Source organism: Nocardioides ultimimeridianus (assembly GCF_054777895.1).
In genome coordinates this window covers 150,236-167,213 of record NZ_BAAHAB010000003.1, presented here as the reverse complement: position 1 = coordinate 167,213, position 16,978 = coordinate 150,236, and the positions used below count along the sequence as shown (strand labels likewise).

Annotated in this window: 21 protein-coding genes; 12 read left to right on the top strand and 9 right to left on the bottom strand. The window is 71.8% G+C overall.

The window, feature by feature from the left end; all coding sequences use genetic code 11:
• Positions 1-3: 3 nt before the first annotated feature.
• The 8 genes from rpsC to rpsJ are packed head-to-tail and all read right to left on the bottom strand — an operon-like array spanning position 4 to position 4,295.
• Complete coding sequence (gene rpsC / locus ACYU8V_RS01965) at positions 4-822, bottom strand: 30S ribosomal protein S3 (RefSeq protein ID WP_460844753.1); 819 nt, start codon at positions 820-822, stop codon at positions 4-6.
• Positions 822-1,229 (bottom strand): 50S ribosomal protein L22, encoded by a 408-nt coding sequence (gene rplV / locus ACYU8V_RS01960; protein ID WP_460844752.1) that lies wholly within the window; start codon positions 1,227-1,229, stop codon positions 822-824. Before rplV ends, rpsC begins: the two co-directional genes overlap by 1 nt.
• On the bottom strand, positions 1,226-1,507 hold the full coding sequence (gene rpsS, locus ACYU8V_RS01955) for a 30S ribosomal protein S19 (protein WP_460791473.1): 282 nt from the start codon (positions 1,505-1,507) through the stop codon (positions 1,226-1,228). The genes rplV and rpsS overlap by 4 nt, the downstream gene beginning before the upstream one ends.
• A 5-nt stretch (positions 1,508-1,512) precedes the next feature.
• Positions 1,513-2,349, bottom strand: coding sequence for a 50S ribosomal protein L2 (gene rplB, locus ACYU8V_RS01950; protein ID WP_460844751.1), 837 nt, complete (start codon positions 2,347-2,349; stop codon positions 1,513-1,515).
• 38 nt (positions 2,350-2,387) lie between these two features.
• Positions 2,388-2,693 carry a 50S ribosomal protein L23 gene (gene rplW / locus ACYU8V_RS01945; protein ID WP_460844750.1) on the bottom strand — a complete coding sequence of 102 codons (306 nt, stop codon included), beginning with the start codon at positions 2,691-2,693 and terminating at the stop codon, positions 2,388-2,390.
• Entirely contained in the window at positions 2,690-3,310 is a 621-nt protein-coding gene (rplD, locus tag ACYU8V_RS01940) for a 50S ribosomal protein L4 (protein WP_460844749.1), read from the bottom strand. Before rplD ends, rplW begins: the two co-directional genes overlap by 4 nt.
• Before the next feature lie 5 nt (positions 3,311-3,315).
• Positions 3,316-3,966, bottom strand: coding sequence for a 50S ribosomal protein L3 (gene rplC / locus ACYU8V_RS01935; RefSeq protein ID WP_460844748.1), 651 nt, complete (start codon positions 3,964-3,966; stop codon positions 3,316-3,318).
• A gap of 20 nt (positions 3,967-3,986) precedes the next feature.
• Complete coding sequence (rpsJ, locus tag ACYU8V_RS01930) at positions 3,987-4,295, bottom strand: 30S ribosomal protein S10 (protein WP_007078637.1); 309 nt, start codon at positions 4,293-4,295, stop codon at positions 3,987-3,989.
• 340 nt (positions 4,296-4,635) lie between these two features.
• Here rpsJ and ACYU8V_RS01925 point away from each other — a divergent pair, with 340 nt between their 5' ends.
• The 5 genes from ACYU8V_RS01925 to ACYU8V_RS01905 are packed head-to-tail and all read left to right on the top strand — an operon-like array spanning position 4,636 to position 9,810.
• Positions 4,636-5,748, top strand: a complete 1,113-nt coding sequence (locus tag ACYU8V_RS01925) for a hypothetical protein (protein ID WP_460844747.1) — start codon at positions 4,636-4,638, stop codon at positions 5,746-5,748.
• A complete protein-coding gene (locus ACYU8V_RS01920; protein WP_460844746.1) occupies positions 5,745-6,362 on the top strand; it encodes a DUF4129 domain-containing protein in 618 nt (205 codons plus the stop codon). The genes ACYU8V_RS01925 and ACYU8V_RS01920 overlap by 4 nt, the downstream gene beginning before the upstream one ends.
• Complete coding sequence (locus ACYU8V_RS01915; protein ID WP_460844745.1) at positions 6,359-7,507, top strand: DUF4350 domain-containing protein; 1,149 nt, start codon at positions 6,359-6,361, stop codon at positions 7,505-7,507. Before ACYU8V_RS01920 ends, ACYU8V_RS01915 begins: the two co-directional genes overlap by 4 nt.
• The gene (locus ACYU8V_RS01910; protein WP_460844744.1) at positions 7,504-8,454 is read left to right on the top strand and encodes an AAA family ATPase; all 951 of its coding nucleotides are present in this window, start codon (positions 7,504-7,506) and stop codon (positions 8,452-8,454) included. Before ACYU8V_RS01915 ends, ACYU8V_RS01910 begins: the two co-directional genes overlap by 4 nt.
• Before the next feature lie 12 nt (positions 8,455-8,466).
• On the top strand, positions 8,467-9,810 hold the full coding sequence (locus tag ACYU8V_RS01905; RefSeq protein WP_460844743.1) for a DUF58 domain-containing protein: 1,344 nt from the start codon (positions 8,467-8,469) through the stop codon (positions 9,808-9,810).
• A gap of 114 nt (positions 9,811-9,924) precedes the next feature.
• Here ACYU8V_RS01905 and ACYU8V_RS01900 read toward each other — a convergent pair whose 3' ends face one another.
• The gene (locus tag ACYU8V_RS01900; protein WP_460844742.1) at positions 9,925-10,929 is read right to left on the bottom strand and encodes a stage II sporulation protein M; all 1,005 of its coding nucleotides are present in this window, start codon (positions 10,927-10,929) and stop codon (positions 9,925-9,927) included.
• A 23-nt stretch (positions 10,930-10,952) separates the two neighbouring features.
• On the opposite strand from ACYU8V_RS01900, the gene ACYU8V_RS01895 reads away from it, so the two are divergent.
• From ACYU8V_RS01895 to ACYU8V_RS01865, 7 genes are all read left to right on the top strand, one after another.
• Positions 10,953-11,765: an RDD family protein gene (locus ACYU8V_RS01895; RefSeq protein ID WP_460844741.1), complete on the top strand. Its 813-nt coding sequence runs from the start codon at positions 10,953-10,955 to the stop codon at positions 11,763-11,765.
• Between the two features lie 81 nt (positions 11,766-11,846).
• Positions 11,847-12,890 carry an AAA family ATPase gene (locus ACYU8V_RS01890; protein WP_460844740.1) on the top strand — a complete coding sequence of 348 codons (1,044 nt, stop codon included), beginning with the start codon at positions 11,847-11,849 and terminating at the stop codon, positions 12,888-12,890.
• Between the two features lie 7 nt (positions 12,891-12,897).
• The gene (locus ACYU8V_RS01885; protein ID WP_460844739.1) at positions 12,898-13,794 is read left to right on the top strand and encodes a DUF58 domain-containing protein; all 897 of its coding nucleotides are present in this window, start codon (positions 12,898-12,900) and stop codon (positions 13,792-13,794) included.
• Entirely contained in the window at positions 13,778-14,272 is a 495-nt protein-coding gene (locus ACYU8V_RS01880; protein ID WP_460844738.1) for a hypothetical protein, read from the top strand. Before ACYU8V_RS01885 ends, ACYU8V_RS01880 begins: the two co-directional genes overlap by 17 nt.
• A complete protein-coding gene (locus ACYU8V_RS01875; protein WP_460844737.1) occupies positions 14,272-15,312 on the top strand; it encodes a VWA domain-containing protein in 1,041 nt (346 codons plus the stop codon). Before ACYU8V_RS01880 ends, ACYU8V_RS01875 begins: the two co-directional genes overlap by 1 nt.
• Positions 15,309-16,211, top strand: a complete 903-nt coding sequence (locus tag ACYU8V_RS01870; protein WP_460844736.1) for a vWA domain-containing protein — start codon at positions 15,309-15,311, stop codon at positions 16,209-16,211. Before ACYU8V_RS01875 ends, ACYU8V_RS01870 begins: the two co-directional genes overlap by 4 nt.
• Positions 16,208-16,963, top strand: a complete 756-nt coding sequence (locus tag ACYU8V_RS01865; RefSeq protein WP_460844735.1) for a hypothetical protein — start codon at positions 16,208-16,210, stop codon at positions 16,961-16,963. The genes ACYU8V_RS01870 and ACYU8V_RS01865 overlap by 4 nt, the downstream gene beginning before the upstream one ends.
• Positions 16,964-16,978: the final 15 nt, after the last annotated feature.

Here is a 16,978-nt window from a genome sequence, read left to right as displayed (position 1 = left end):
GGGTCAGCTCTCCTGGGTCTCGGTCGGGGCGGCGGCCTCGGCGGCCGGGGCCTCGACGGCGGCAGGAGCGTCGGTGCGGCCACCGCGCGAGCCACGGCTCGGGCGGTCGCCCCCACGCTCGCCACCACGGGACGGACGGCCGCTGCGGCCGGGGACACCGGCGCGGGCGGCCTGCTGGGCCTGGCGCTCGGCCTTGGTGCCGGCGACCTCACCCTTGTAGATCCACACCTTGACGCCGATGCGGCCGAAGGTGGTGCGGGCCTCGTAGAAGCCGTAGTCGATGTCGGCACGCAGCGTGTGCAGCGGAACGCGGCCCTCGCGGTAGAACTCGGTGCGCGACATCTCGGCGCCGTTGAGGCGGCCGGAGCACTGGATCCGGATGCCCTTGGCACCCGAGCGCATCGAGGTCTGCATGGCCTTGCGCATGGCACGGCGGAACTGCACGCGGCCCGACAGCTGCTCGGCGACGCCCTGGGCGACGAGCTGCGCGTCGATCTCGGGGTTCTTGACCTCGAGGATGTTCAGCTGGACCTGCTTGCCGGTGAGCTTCTCGAGCTCGCCGCGGATGCGGTCGGCCTCGGCGCCACGGCGACCGATGACGATGCCCGGACGCGCGGTGTGGATGTCGACCCGCACGCGGTCACGGGTGCGCTCGATCTCGACCTTGGCGATGCCGGCCCGCTCCATGCCCTTGGAGAGCAGCTTGCGGATGGCGACGTCCTCGCCGACGTACGACTTGTAGAGCTTGTCGGCGTACCAACGCGACTTGTGGTCGGTGGAGATGCCGAGGCGGAAGCCGTTCGGGTTGATCTTCTGACCCATTACTTCACCTTCTTAGCGGCCGGCGCGACGACCAGCGTGATGTGGCTGGTGCGCTTGTTGATCCGGGTGGCCCGGCCCTGCGCACGCGGACGCCAACGCTTCATGGTCGGACCCTCGTCGACGAGCGCGGCGGAGACGACCAGGTCGGCAGCGTTGAGACCCTCAGTGGTCTCCGCGTTGGCGACGGCGCTCTCGAGCACCTTGTAGACGGTCTCCGACGCGGCCTGCGGCGCGAACTGCAGGAGCGTCAGGGCCTCGTCCACGGGCAGGCCGCGGACCAGGTCGACGACCCGGCGGGCCTTCATCGGGGTGATGCGCTGGTAGCGGGCGACCGCGAAGGCACCCGGCTGGTTGCCGAGCAGGCGCTCGCGGCGCGCGCTGATGTTGTTGCGCTCCGTGGTGGTCATCGACGGCGTCCCTTCCGGTCTTCCTTGACGTGACCCTTGTAGGTGCGGGTCGGCGCGAACTCGCCGAGCTTGTGGCCGACCATCGAGTCGGACACGAACACCGGCACGTGCTTGCGGCCGTCGTGGACCGCGATGGTGTGACCGATCATCGAGGGGATGATCATCGACCGGCGCGACCAGGTCTTGATGACGTTGTGGGTGCCCTTCTCGTTCTCGGCGTCCACCTTCTTCAGGAGGTGGCCGTCGATGAAGGGGCCCTTCTTCAGGCTGCGAGGCATGTCAGTTACTTCCTACCCTTGCCAGACTTGCGACGACGGATGATCTGGGAGTCGGAGGCCTTGCGCCGACGGGTGCGACCCTCGGGCTTGCCCCACGGGCTGACCGGGTGGCGACCACCGGAGGTCTTGCCCTCACCACCACCGTGCGGGTGGTCCACCGGGTTCATGACGACACCGCGGACGGTCGGGCGGACGCCCTTCCACCGCATGCGGCCGGCCTTGCCCCAGTTGATGTTCGACTGCTCGGCGTTGCCGACCTCGCCGATCGTGGCGCGGCAGCGGACGTCGACGAACCGCATCTCGCCCGACGGCAGACGCAGCGTGGCGCGGCTGCCCTCACGGGCGACCAGCTGCGCGCTGTTGCCGGCCGAGCGGGCCAGCTTGGCGCCGCCGCCCGGGCGCAGCTCGACGCAGTGGATCGTCGAACCGACCGGGATGTTGCGCAGCGGCAGGTTGTTGCCCGGCTTGATGTCGGCGGTGACGCCCGACTCGATGACCGTGCCCTGCTCGATGCCCTTCGGCGCGATGATGTAGCGCTTCTCGCCGTCGGCGTAGTGCAGCAGCGCGATCCGCGCGGTGCGGTTCGGGTCGTACTCGATGTGAGCGACCTTGGCCGGCACGCCGTCCTTGTCATAGCGACGGAAGTCGATGACGCGGTAGGCGCGCTTGTGACCGCCACCGATGTGCCGGGTGGTGATCCGGCCCTGGTTGTTGCGGCCGCCGGTCTTGGGCAGCGGGCGGGTCAGCGACTTCTCCGGCGTGGTCCGGGTGATCTCGACGAAGTCGGCCACCGAGGAGCCACGACGGCCCGGGGTGGTCGGCTTGTACTTGCGAATAGCCATATGTCTCAGCAGTCCTTACACGGATTCCAGTGGCCCGGTCAGGCGACCGGACCCCCGAAGATGTCGATGCGGTGACCCTCGGCCAGGCTGACGATGGCGCGCTTGGTGTCCTTGCGCTTGCCCTCGCCGGTGCGGGTACGGCGGGTCTTGCCCTGGCGGTTGAGCGTGTTCACCGAGGTGACCTTGACGTTGAAGACCTTCTCGACCGCGATCTTGATCTCGGTCTTGTTCGCGTCCGGGTGCACCAGGAAGGTGTACTTGTTCGCGTCGAGGAGGCTGTAGCTCTTCTCGGACACGACCGGCGCGATCAGGATGTCGCGGTGGTCCTTGTGCAGGGTGCTCACTTGTCGCCCTCCTTGGTGGACTCGTTGCCCGCCACGAACGCGTCGTAGGCGGCCTTGGAGAAGACCACGTCGTCGCTCGCGAGCACGTCGTAGGTGTTGAGCTGGTCGACGGCCACCAAGTGGACCTCGGGCGCGTTGCGCAGCGAGAGCCAGGTGACGACGTCGTTGCGCTCGAGCACGACGAGGAACTTGCGGCGGGTGGTCAGCTCGAGCAGAGCGGCCAGCGCGGTCTTGGTCGACGGCTTGTCGCCACCGATCAGCGACTCGACGACGTGGATGCGCTCGTTGCGCGCCCGGTCGGACAGGGCGCCACGGAGAGCGGCGGCCTTCATCTTCTTGGGCGTGCGCTGGCTGTAGTCACGCGGCTGCGGGCCGTGGACCACGCCACCGCCGGCGAACTGCGGGGCGCGGGTCGAGCCCTGGCGGGCGCGGCCGGTGCCCTTCTGCTTGTAGGGCTTGCGGCCACCGCCGCGCACGTCGGCGCGGGTCTTGGTGGCGTGCGTGCCCTGGCGCGCAGCGGCCTGCTGGGCCACGACGACCTGGTGGATCAGCGGCACGTTGAGCTCGACGTCGAAGATCTCGGCGGGGAACTCGACGGCAACAGTCTTGGAAGCCATGGTGATCAGCCCTTCTTCGCAGCCGTGCGGAGGACGATGACGCCACCCTTGGGACCGGGAACGGCGCCCTTGATGAGGATCAGGCCCTTCTCCACGTCGACCGCGTGCACAGTGACGTTCTGGGTCGTGACGGTGTCGGAGCCCATGCGACCGGCCATCCGCAGGCCCTTGAAGACGCGACCGGGGGTCGCGCAGGCGCCGATGGAGCCCGGCTTGCGGTGGTTGCGGTGCGCACCGTGGGAGGCGCTGACGCCGGCGAAGCCGTGACGCTTCATGACACCGGCGAAGCCCTTGCCCTTGCTGGTGCCGGTGACGTCGATGTCCTCGCCCACCTCGAAGGTGTCGACGGGCAGCTCCTGGCCGATCTCGTACGTCGACGCGTCGGCCGTACGGATCTCCACCAGGTGACGGCGGGGGGTGACGCCGGCCTTGGCGAAGTGCCCGGCCTGCGGCTTGTTGACCTTGCGGCCCTCGATCTCGCCGAAGCCGATCTGGATGGCGTTGTAGCCGTCGGGCTCGGGCTGGCGAACCTGGGTGACGACGTTGGTCGGGGCGGCGATCACGGTCACCGGGACGACCCGGTTGTTCTCGTCCCAGACCTGGGTCATGCCCAGCTTGGTGCCCAGAAGGCCCTTGACATTGCGTTCGAAAGTCATGTCGATTGCTCCCTCAGACCTCAGAGCTTGATCTCGATGTCGACACCGGCCGGGAGGTCGAGTCGCATGAGGCTGTCGACGGTCTTCGGCGTCGGGTCGATGATGTCGATCAGACGCTTGTGCGTCCGCATCTCGAAGTGCTCGCGCGAGTCCTTGTACTTGTGCGGCGAGCGAATGACGCAGAAGACGTTCTTCTCCGTGGGCAGCGGCACCGGACCGGCGACCTTCGCGCCCGTACGGGTGACCGTGTCAACGATCTTGCGCGCCGAGGTGTCGATCACCTCGTGGTCATAGGCCTTGAGCCTGATGCGGATCTTCTGTCCCGCCATAGGTCTCTCTCGTCCTTACTCGTCGTACCAACCGGAATCTGTGGGCTCCCCTCCGACCCCCGAGGTCGGGCGTGTCGCACTGGGCGAGGCACGCGACGATCCGAGGATCGCCGGGAACTGCTGTTGCGGGCCGTTCCGGACCCCGTAGGGTTCGGGAACCGATCGGGTCACCCGGAGCGCCGCGCAGAGACACTGAGCACGCTCGTCGCAGCGAAAGCTCGCCGCGAGCGGAGACACGATTCAGTAGTCAAGGTGTGACGCACCCCAGCGACCCACGCCGGAGCAACCTGGATATCTTGGCAGAACGCCGAGGGGTGCGCCAAATCGCGGGAGGGAACGCATGACGGAGGGCCGGGACTTCCCGCCGCCGGGAGGTTTTCCGCCGCCCCCGGGCGCACCGCTGACACCACCGGTCCCACCGGCCCCGGGCGCGCCGGCGCCGCCCGGCCAGCCGCCGGAGCAGCAGTGGGCCCAGTGGGCGCAGCTCCCCCAGCGCCCCGGACCGGGCGTCCTCGCCGCGGTCCACCGCCCCGGCGCCGTACCGCTGCGTCCGCTGAACCTGGGCGCGATGTACGACGGAGCCTTCCGGATCATCCGCTACAACCCGCGCGCCACCATCGGCGCGACCGTGCTGGTCTGCGCACTGTTCATGGTCATCCCGGTGCTGGTCAGCAGCGTCACGGCGGCGCTGCTCGGCGCGACGTACGACATCACCGACCCGACGCCCTCCTTCTCCACCGGCGACCTCATCAGCCTGGTGTCGCTGCTGATCGGGGGCTACGGCAGCCAGCTCGGCCTGATCGTCGTGACCGGGATGATCGCCCACGTCACGCACGCGGCCGCCGTCGGGCGGCGTCTCACGCTCGCGGAGGCGTGGGCGGCGACGCACGGCAAGCGGTGGCGCCTGATCGGCCTCGCGATCCTGCTGAGCCTGTGCACCCTCGGCGCGATGGCGCTCGTGGTGGGATCGGTGGTCCTGGTCGGGGTCACGACGCAGGACACGGCCGTCACCGTGATCGTCGGCATCGTCCTCGGCATCTGCCTGCTGGTCGCCATGGTGATGTTCTGGACGCGCGTGATCCTGCTGTCGAGCGTCGCGCTCATGCTCGAGCCGGTCGGGGTGATCGGCGCGATGCGGCGGGCCGTGGCGCTGACGCGGTCCCAGTTCTGGCGCGTGCTCGGGGTCGGGCTGCTCACCGTCCTGGTCGCGGGATTCGCCGGCGGGATCATCAGCACACCGGTCACGATCATCGGTGAGGTCATCCTCTTCACCTCGCCCGCGCACGCCCTGCTGGTCATCTCGATCATGTCCGCGCTCTCCAGCATCGTGTCCAACGCCTTCACCGCGCCGTTCAAGGCGTCCGTGGCGACGCTGCAGTACCTCGACCAGCGCATCCGCAAGGAGGGGTACGACGTGGAGCTGATGCGCCAGGCCGGGCTGCTCGACCGATGACCTCTCCCCCGCTCGACCCCAGCGGAGACCAGGCGCGATCCCTGCTCCGCGACGAGCTCGCCCAACGCGAGTACCTCCGCTCCGACCTGCCGCAGCGGATCATGCGCTGGCTCGACCGGCTGGTCAGCCACACCACCGGTGCGGTCAGCCAGGTCCCGCTGCTCACCACCCTCGCCACCATCATGGTGGTCGTGGCGCTGCTCGTGGCCGTGCTGCTGGTCGCGTCGCGGGCGCGGCGCAGCGCGCGCTCGGCCGCCGACGACCGGGCCGTGCTCCCCGACCGCACCACCACCGCCGCCGAGCTGCGCGCGCGGGCCGAGTCCCACCTCGCCGCGGGACGGTACGACGACGCACTGGTCGACGCGTTCCGGGCGCTCGCGCGGCGCCAGATCGAGCGCGACACCATCGAGGACGTCCCCCAGGCCACCGCGCACGAGATCGTCCGGGCCATCGCGGCCTCGGGCCGCGTCGAGCCGGCGCTCGGCGAGGAGACGGCCCGGGCGGCCGACCTCTTCGACGCCGCCCTGTACGGCGACCACCCCGCCACCCGCGACCAGGCCGCCGGCGTACTCCTCCTCGACGAGCGGCTCACCGGCCGGACGGTGGCGCGATGACGGCCGTCGCCGCGCCGCCGGCCGCGCAGCCCGCCGCCGGGCGGGGCTGGCGGCCGAGCCGGTGGACCTTCATCGTCGCCGCCGCCCTGCTGGTGTCGGTCGGGCTGACGGTGTGGCTGCAGCGCGGCCACGTCGCGCACCCCGGCGACCTCGACCCGCAGAACCCCGGCAGCAACGGCGCCCAGGCCGTCGCGCGGGTGCTGGACGACCAGGGCGTTCATGTGCGGATCGCGCGGTCGGCGGCCGAGCTCGAGCAGCTGCGCCCCGGCGCGGACACGACGGTAGTGGTGACCAGCACCGACGAGCTGGTGCCGAGCACCGTGCAGCGGCTGCTGGGTGCGGCGGCCGGTGCGACCGTGGTGGTGGTCGACCCCGACCAGCGCACGGTGCGCTGGTTCGACCCGCGGCAGCAGGCCGTCCGGGTCGACGGGACCGAGCTGCCGTCCTCGTGCTTCGCCTCCGTCGGCGTACCCCTCGACGACCTGCGACTGGCCGTCGACCACGCGATCACCTACCGCGGGCCGGGCTGCTTCGGCAGCCCGCAGCGCTCCGCGGTCGTCCGCGACGGCGCCGTGGTGCTCTTCGGCGCCGGCGAGGCGCTCACCAACGACCAGGTGCTGCGCGCCGACGACGCGGCCGTGGCGCTGCGCCTGCTCGGCCAGCGGCCGCATCTGGTCTGGTACGTCCCCACCGCGGCCGACGCCACGACCGACGAGCTCGCCAGCGCGTCGCTGCTGCCGCTGTGGATCGGGCCCTCGCTGGCGCTCGTGGCCATCGCGGTGATCGGGCTGCTGCTGTGGCGCGGCCGGCGACTGGGTCCGCTGAGCGTCGAGCCGCTGCCCGCCGTCGTACGGGCTGCGGAGACGGCGTACAGCCGGGGCCGGCTCTACCGGCGGACCGGCGACCGGGCGCACGCCGCGGCGATCCTGCGGCGTGCCGCGCAGCGGTCCGTGGTGCGCTCGCTGCGCCTGGACCGATCGCTCGGAGAGGCCGAGATCGCGGCGGAGGTCGCGGCGCGGCTGGACCGCCCGACGGCGTACGTCGTCGACATCCTGACCACCTACGGGCGTCAGCCCACCACCGACAAGGAGCTCATCGGCCTGGCCGAGGAGCTCGAGCGCATCGAACGAGAGGTACGCCGATGACCGACCCACGTGAGCGCCTGCTGGCCGTCCGGGCGGAGGTCGCCAAGGCAGTCGTCGGGCAGGACGCCGCCGTGTCCGGGCTGCTCGTCGCGCTGCTGTGCGGGGGCCACGTGCTGCTCGAGGGCGTCCCCGGGACCGCCAAGACGCTGCTGGTGCGCAGCCTCGCGGCGAGCCTGGAGGTCGAGACCCGGCGCGTGCAGTTCACGCCCGACCTGATGCCCGGCGACATCACCGGCTCGCTGGTCATCGACGGCACGACGCGGGAGCTGTCCTTCCGCGAGGGGCCGGTCTTCACCAACCTGCTGCTCGCCGACGAGATCAACCGGACCCCACCCAAGACCCAGTCCGCGCTGCTGGAGGCGATGGAGGAGGGCCAGGTGTCGGCCGACGGTGTCACCCGGCCGCTGCCGCGGCCGTTCCTGGTCGCCGCGACGCAGAACCCGGTCGAGCAGGAGGGCACCTATCCGCTGCCCGAGGCCCAGCTCGACCGGTTCCTGCTCAAGGTGGTCCTGCCGATCCCGCCACGCGAGGACGAGGTCGCGATCCTGGAGCGGCACGCGGCCGGCTTCGACCCGCGCGACGTCGCGGCGGCGGGGGTCACGGCCGTGGCCTCGGCCGACGACCTCGCCGCCGCCCGGGCCGCGGTCGGGGAGGTGCAGGTGGCGGCCGATGTGGCGGCGTACATCGTCGACATCGCGCGCGCGACCCGGGCGCTGCCGTCGGTGCTGTTCGGCGTGAGCCCGCGCGGCGCGACCGCACTGCTGCACGCGGCGCGCGCGTGGGCATGGCTGTCCGGGCGCGACTTCGTCACGCCCGACGACGTCAAGGCGCTCGCGAACGCGACCCTCGCCCACCGCATCGGGCTGCGGCCCGAGGCCGAGCTCGAGGGCGTCGGGGTCGCGCAGGTGCTCGCCTCGGCGCTCGGGTCCGTGCCGGTCCCCCGCTGATCGCGACACTCGATGGCCATCTCCGGACGCGTCCCGCTGCTGCTCCTGCTGGGGGTGGTGGCGGTCGTGGTGCGCCCGACGGCCGGCACGGTGACGCTCTGGACGCTCGTCGTGGTGCTCTTCGCGCTGGTCGACCTGTGGCTGGCCCGCAGCCCGCGCCTGGTCCGGCTGCGGCGCAACGAGCCCGGCTCGGTCCGGCTCGGCGATCCCGCCACCTCCCGGCTGCTCGTCACCAACGGCTCCCGTCGTCGGATCCGGCTCCAGGTGCGCGACGCCTGGCAGCCCACCGCCGGGGCGCGGGAGAACCGGCACCGCCTCGCGCTGGCCGCGGGCGAGGAGCGCACGCTGGTGACGCCGCTGCTCCCCCGCCGGCGCGGCGACCTGCGCGCCGCCGGCGTGACCGTCCGGTCGTGGGGGCCGCTGGGCCTCGCGGCCCGGCAGCGCACCTACGACGTGCCCGGCTCGGTGCGCGCGCTGCCGCCGTTCGGGGCGCGCAAGCACCTGCCCTCGCGGCTGGCGCGGCTGCGCGAGCTCGACGGCCGCGCGGCGGTGCGGGTACGCGGGGCCGGGACGGAGTTCGACTCGCTGCGGGAGTACGTCCGCGGCGACGACGTACGGTCGATCGACTGGCGTGCCTCGGCACGGAGCACCCACGTCGTCGTACGCACCTGGCAGCCGGAGCGCGACCGCCGCGTCGTACTGGTCCTGGACACCGGGCGTACGTCGGCGGGCCGGGTCGGCAGCGGCGTCGACGCCGACACCGCGACCGCCGCCGCGCCCCGGCTGGACGCGGCGATGGACGCGACGCTGCTGCTGGCGGCCCTCGCGGCGCGGGCCGGCGACCGGGTCGACTTCGTGGCCGGCGACCGGCGGGTGCGCTCACGCGAGCGGCTGGCGGGCGCCCGCGACATCGTGGCGCGGCTCCAGGACGCCATGGCGCCGCTGGACCCGACCCTGGTCGAGGCCGACTGGGACGCCCTCGCCGGCGCCGTCCACGGGCTCGGCCGGCACCGGGCACTGCTGTGCCTGCTCACGCCGCTGGAGCCCTCCGCCATCGCCGAGGGCCTGCTGCCGGTGCTGCCGACCCTGTTGCGCCACCACCACGTGGTGATCGCCTCGGTCCGCGACCCCGAGCTGACCCGGCTCTCCTCCCTGGCGTCCGGGTCGGCCGCCGGCGCCGTCACCGCCGAGAGCGTGTACGACGCCGCGGCCGCGTCCCAGGAGCTCGAGGCCCGCGAGCGGGTCGCCGCCGCGCTGCGCGGCCTCGGTGTGGACATCGTCGAGGCGGACGCCGAGCGGCTGCCGCCCGCGCTGGCCGACCACTACCTGGCGCTGAAGGCCGCCGGCCGCCTCTAGCGCGAATCAGCCCTCGCGGCCCCGCGAATCAAGGCTTGTGGCCCTTCGCGATCGGGATCTCGAAGGGCCACAACGCTTGATTCGGCGGGCCCGGAGGGTTGATTCGCGAGGGGGTCAGCCCTGGGTGGCGACGCGGTCCTCGAGCTGGTCGGCCGAGAGGTCGCCCGTCACGCCCCGCCGGGCGGCGGCGCGGCCGACCAGGAAGACGTAGAGGAAGAAGGCGGTCTCGGCGAGGACGCCGATGGCGATGCGCGCCCACGTCGGCAGGCCCGAGGGCGTCACGAAGGCCTCGATGACACCGCTCACCGCGAGCACCGCGACCAGGCCCATCGACACGGTCACGGCGGAGCGGCCGGCCCGCGCGATCGCGGTGGTCCTCGACACGTCACCGGGGGCGATCCACGACCAGAACAGCTGCAGGCCGGTCGCGGCGGCGACGAAGACGGCCGTCAGCTCGAGCATCCCGTGCGGCAGGATCATCCCCCAGAACAGGTCGGCGCGACCGTGCCGCGTCATGATCGAGCCGATGATCGCGAGGTTCGCGACGTTGTTGAACAGCAGCAGCACGATGGGGAACCCGAGGATCCCGAGCGCGATGCACAGCGCAGCGACCCAGGAGTTGTTCAGCCAGACGTGGGTGGCGAACGAGCTCGCCGCGTTCGCGCTGTAGTAGCCCGCGAACTCGTGGTTGACCAGCTGGTCCATCTGGTCGCGCGACAGCAGGCTCTGCTCGACCCGCGGGTGGTCCAGCAGCCAGAGCATCATCACCGCGGTCACCGCGACGTTCGCCGCGAGCGTGCCGAGCCACCACCAGCGCAGCCGGTAGAGCGCGGCAGGGAACCGCTCGGTGAAGAACCGCCCCACCTCGCGCCAGCGCGGAACCCGCGAGGCGAGCATCGCGATCCGCGCCCGGCCGAGCAGCGCCGAGAGGTAGGCGATGACGGTCGGGTCCGGAGCCGAGGTGCGGACGACGGACAGGTCGGTCGCGACCTCCCGGTACAGGTCGACCAGCCGGTCGGCCGCCGGACCGGACCGCGGCCGCTGCTTGACCAGCTGCTCGAGCTGCAGCCAGGCAGGCCGGTGCGCGATCACATAGGCGTCCAGGTCGATCCGCGGCACATCCGAAGGATAGGTTGCCCGGGATGGCACTGTCGGACTTCGCCTCCGTGACCGCCGATGACCTCGTCACCGGCGAAGGCGTCGCGCTCGACCTCCCCCCGGCATCGGTCGGGCTGCGGATGGCGTCGGGCCTGATCGACGTGCTGATCACCTTCGCCGTGCTGATCGCCTCGGTGCTGCTGCTGCTCGCCGCGACCGTCGCCACGGACGACGCGCTGGTGCAGGCCGGGCTGGTCCTCGCCACCGTCGGCGCCTTCGTGGGGCTTCCGGTGACGCTCGAGACGCTGACCCGTGGCCGGTCGGTGGGGCATCTCGCACTCGGCCTGCGGACGGTCCGCGACGACGGGGGCGCGATCAGCTTCCAGCACGCACTCGTCCGCGCGCTCATCGGGTTCGTCGAGATCTACAGCTTCTACGGGGTGCCCGCGTTCTTCAGCGTGCTGATCAGCTCCCGCGGCAAGCGGCTCGGCGACTTCGCGGCCGGCACCGTCGTCGTACGCGAACGGCAGCCGCTGGTCCTGCCCCCGCCCGCCGTGGCCCATCCCCAGCTGGCGGCGTGGGCACGGTCCGCGGACATCACCGCGCTGCCCACGGGCGTGGCGCTCGCCGCGCGCCAGTTCCTCTCCCGCGGCGAGACGATCGATCCGGCCGCGCGGCACAGGGTCGGCGGCGAGCTGCTCGCCCTGGTCGCGCCGTACGTCGCCCCACCACCGCCCGCCGACGCGCCTCCCGACCTGGTCCTCGCGGCGATCATCGCCGAGCGCCGGGACCGGGACCTGCGCCGGATGGCGCGCGACCGGGAGAACCGGTCCCGCCTCCTGGGCCCCCGACAGTAGGTTTGGTGGCACTCGCGCGCGGCGACGATCACCGCGTCGCCCTACACCGCGACCGAGACCGCGAAGAGGAGACCGGCCGAGATGACGCAGCTGCGCCCCGACCCCACCAGCCCCGGTGGGGCTCGCCCCGCCGTCGGTCCACTGACACCTGACGACGTCGCGCGCGCGACCGAGATGCTCGGGCGGGTCTCGACCACGTTCAACACCCGCGTCGTCGGCCAGGACCGGGTGCGCACGGCGCTGCTGGTGACGCTGCTGTCGGAGGGGCACATCCTGCTCGAGAGCGTGCCGGGCCTGGCGAAGACGCTGGCCGCCTCGACGCTCGCGCGGTCGGTGAGCGCGCACTTCTCGCGGATCCAGTGCACCCCGGACCTGCTGCCGAGCGACATCATCGGCACCCAGGTCTACGACCCGCGCCGCCACGAGTTCGAGACCCAGCTCGGCCCGGTGCACGCCAACTTCGTGCTCCTCGACGAGATCAACCGGGCCAGCGCCAAGACCCAGTCGGCCCTGCTGGAGGCGATGCAGGAGCGGCAGACCTCGATCGCCGGCACCGTGCACCCGCTGCCGGAGCCGTTCATGGTGCTCGCCACCCAGAACCCCATCGAGGAGGAGGGCACCTACGTCCTCCCCCATGCGCAGATGGACCGGTTCCTCATCAAGGAGGTCGTCGACTACCCCTCCGAGCAGGAGGAGCTGCAGGTCCTGGACCGCTTCGACGACGGCACCCTGGGCCAGCACATGGCCCGGGTCGCGCCCGCGATCACCACCTCCGAGGTCGCCGACCTGCAGGACCTCGCCCGCCGGGTGTACGTCGACCCGGCGATCAAGCGCTACGTCATCACCCTCATCCGCGCGACCCGCAACCTCACCGCGACCCTCGGTCCCGAGCTCGGCAACTACGTGGAGATCGGTGCCAGCCCGCGCGGCTCGATCGCGTTCTTCCAGGCCGCCCGCGCGATGGCGCTGGTCCAGGGCCGCCACTACGTGATCCCCGAGGACATCCGCGAGCTGCGCCACGGCGTGCTGCGCCACCGCCTGCACCTGTCCTTCGAGGCGATGGCCGACCGGGTCGCGCCGGAGACCATCATCGACGCGCTGTTCCGCACGATCCCCACGCCCTGACCCCGCCATGACGTACCTGCAGAAGGTCAAGGCCCGGCTGACGATCCACGCCCACCGCAAGACGCTGGGCCTGCTCGAGGGCGAGTACGCCGCCGCGCAGATCGGCCGCGGCATGGACTTCAACGACCTGCGCGAGTACGTCCGCGGCGACGACGTGAAGGACATCGACTGGAAGGCGTCGGCGCGCGGTCGGCAGCTGCTGGTCAAGAGGTACGTCGCCGAGCGCAAGCACACCGTGCTGCTCTGCGTCTCGACCGGCCGGTCGATGGCCGCGCTCAACGAGGCCGAGGGCGGCCGGGCGGTGGCCAAGCGCGAGCTCGCGATCTTCGTGTCCGGGCTGCTCGGCTACCTGGCGGTGCGGCACGGCGACCTGGTGTCCCTGGTCCACGGCGACGCGACCACGCAGCACGCCCGCCCGCGCGGGTCGACCGAGGTGCACCTGGAGCGCCTGCTCGCCACCATCCACGACAGCACCACGCTCGCGTCCGGGCCGAGCGACCTGTGCGCGCTGCTGCACTACACCGCGCGCGTCGTACGCCGCCGCACGATCCTGCTCATCGTCAGCGACGAGGTGGCGATCTCCGAGCCGCTGGCCGACGTGCTGCGCCGGCTGGCCGTCCAGCACGAGATCCTGTTCGTCACGATCGGCGACCTCGACCCGACGCTGGCGCACGCCGGCGCCCCGCTGTACGACGTCGACGCGGCCACCGAGGTCCCCGCCTGGCTGCGCGGCGATCGCAAGCTGCAGCAGGAGTACGCCGCCCTGGTCGGCGCCGAGGAGGACGGGCTGCGCCGCCGGCTGGACCAGCTCGGCATCGTCCACGAGCGCGTCCGCGACACCGACTCCGCGATGACCGCGGTGTTCCGGCTGCTGGAGAGGCATCGCCATGCCCGCCGCCGCTGAGCTGGTGCTGGTGGGGGTTCCGAAGGAGTTCCACGGCCCTCTCGACTACCAGGACCGCTGGATCTGGCTGGCGCTGCTGGGCCTGCTGCTGGTCGGCGTCTACTACCTGGCCGTCGCCTGGTTCACCCGGACCCCTCCGCCGCCCCCGCCGGAGCCGGTCGTGGTGCCCGACGTACGCGCCCTGCACCTGGCCCGTCTCGACGCCATCGAGGCCACCGTGCGGTCCGGCGAGGTCGCGCCCAAGCAGGCCCATCAGCAGCTCAGCGAGGTGGTCCGCTCCTACGTGGAGGCGATCACCCCGCTGCCGGCCCGGACGATGACGCTGGCCGACTTCCGGCTGCGCGCTCCCCGCCCGCTGGCCGACATCATCGAGGAGATCTACCCGCCCGAGTTCGCGCCCGACGCGGGCGAGGCGGCGGCGCGGTTCGAGCACGCGCTCGGCCAGGCCCGGGGGCTGGTGATCACGTGGCGCCGCTGATGACGGCCACCGAGTCGGGCCGGCACCTGCACTGGCCGTGGGTCATGGTCGCGCTCGGCGTGCTGGTCGTGGCGCTGCTGGTCTGGTGGGTGCGCGACTGGCGGCACCGCACACCCCGCACTGCGGCGTACGTCGCCCACGCCACGCGGCTCGCGGCGCTCCCCCGCTTCCGTGCGCTGGTACGCCGCCGGGTGGCCCTCGGCGCGGCGCTGGCCCTGACCGCGCTGATCGCCGCGACCGGCGCGATCGTGCTGGCGGGCCGGGTGCAGGTGACCCGCACGACCGACCAGGACGAGAGCTCGCGCGACATCATGCTGTGCCTGGACTCGTCGGGATCGATGATCACCATCGACCGCGACGTCCTGGCGCAGTTCCAGCAGATCGTGGACGGCCTGCACGGTGACCGCGTGGGGCTCACGATCTGGAGCGGCACGGCGGTCACCGTCTTCCCGCTGACCGACGACTACGCCTTCATCACCGACCAGCTCACCAAGGCGCAGGCCGCGTTCGCCTCGGACGACGTCTTCTCCGACGCCTACCAGCGGTTCACCGAGGGCACCCTGATCAACGACAACACGGCGTCCCAGGCCGGCGACGGGCTGGCCTCCTGCGTGCAGCGCTTCGACCGATCCGACGAGGGCCGCTCCCGCGCGATCGTGCTCGCCACCGACAACGAGCCCTACGGCAAGGGCGTCTTCACACTCGGCCAGGCGGCGGCGTACGCCAAGGAGCACCACGTGATCGTGCACGGCATCTGTGCCCCGACCACGTCCTCGCGCCCGGCCGCGCTCGCGGAGTACAAGGCCGCGGTGCTCGCCACCGGGGGCACGTTCTCCCTGCTCGGCCAGGACGGCAGCGTCGGCACGGTGGTCGACTCCATCGAGGCGCTGGAGGGCAAGCGGATCAAGAAGCCGCCGCTGATCCAGACCGTCGACGACCCGCACCTCGGCACCGTGATCGCCGGGGTGGGCGTCGGGCTGCTGGTCGTGGTGTGGTTGGTGCAGGGACTGTTCTTCCTCCTCGACCGGGATCCGGCATGAGCACGGGGATGAGGCTCGGTCTGCTGATCGCGCGGCGGATCGGCATCGTGATCGCACTGATCCTGGTGCTCATCCACCCGGGCTTCGGTCACGCGAAGGTGCCGACCCAGGTCGCCGACCTGCAGGTGCTCGTCGTGGTGGACCGCACCCGCTCGATGGCCGCCGCGGACTACGCCGGCGGCCGGCCCCGGATCGACGGCGTGCGCCAGGACCTGAAGGCCCTGGCGGCCGCGCTGCCCGGAGCCCGCTTCGCGCTGCTGACCTTCGGCTTCGACGCGCGGCTGGAGCTGCCCTTCACCGACGACGCGAACGCGTTCGACGCGGGCGTGGACACGCTGACCCTCGAGCAGCCGACGGCCGGCATCGGCTCCAGCATCGACCGCCCCAAGCAGGAGATGATCCAGGTCCTGCAGGGCGCCCGGGAGCAGTACCCGGACCGCCGCCAGGTCGTCGTGTTCGTCAGCGACGGCGAGAACACCAGCCCCACACCGGTCACGTCGATGGCCGACGCGAAGCAGTACGTCCAGGGCGGCGTCGTGCTCGGCTACGGCACCGAGGCCGGCGGCCCGATGCCGAACGCCGACGACCTCAGTGACTCCCAGGGGATGATCATCGATCCGGCCACCGGCCAGACCGCGATCTCGCACGAGGACCCGAAGGCGCTGCAGGCGGTCGCGCAGCAGCTCGGGCTGCGCTTCGTGCAGCGCGACCGGCCCGGCGGGATGGGCGAGATCGCCGACTCGTTCAAGTCCAGCTACGTGTCCGCGTCGAGCGACGAGGACGGCGTGGCGGCCCACGACCTGAGCTGGGTGTTCGGGCTGGTGCTGCTCGCGCTGGTGCTGCTCGAGCTGCGCGACGGCTGGCGCGCGGTGTGGCGCACCAGGAAGGCACTGGGATGAGCGGACCGATGACGCGGACCCGGCTCCGCACGATCCTGATGTTCGCCGGCATCCTGCCCGCCGTCGCCGCGCTGCTGTTCGCCGCGATGGTGCTGCGCTTCCTCGCCGTCCAGCACTCCGGCAACAACGCCTACGAGGACGGTCACTACCTCGACGCGGCCGGGCACTACCGCTCGGCGGGACACCTCAACCCGTTCCAGGACTGGCTCGCGGCGTTCGACGCGGGAGCGGCGCGACACGTCGACGGTGAGTACGACGCCGCGATCCTCGCCTACCGGGCAGCACTCGACCTCGGCGTACCCCACCGCGACGAGTGCACCGTCCGGATCAACCTGGCCCTGGCCGAGGAGGCCATCGGCGACGGGGCCACGAAGGCGAACCGCCTCGACGATGCGAACAAGGCCTACCAGGACGGGATCTCCGCGCTCGAGGACGGCGACTGCCCCACCGACTCGGGCCGTGGGGCGGACCAGACCAAGGACGCCAAGGCCGTCGACGACCGGCTGCACAAGAAGACCCAGCAGAACCAGCAGCAGAAGAAGAAGCAGGAACAGCAGAAGAAGAAGCAACAGCAGCAGGACAAGAAGAAGACCCCGCAGCAGAAGCAGCAGGAGAAGCAGCAGCAGGAGAAGCGCCGGCGTCAGCAGCAGCAGCGCGAGCAGAGGCTGCAGCAGCAGAACCGGAAGGGTCTCAAGGACCGCAAGGACCAGCAGAACCGCGACGGCGGGGTGGGCTACCAGCCGAGCTGGTGAGTGGTTGCGATACGG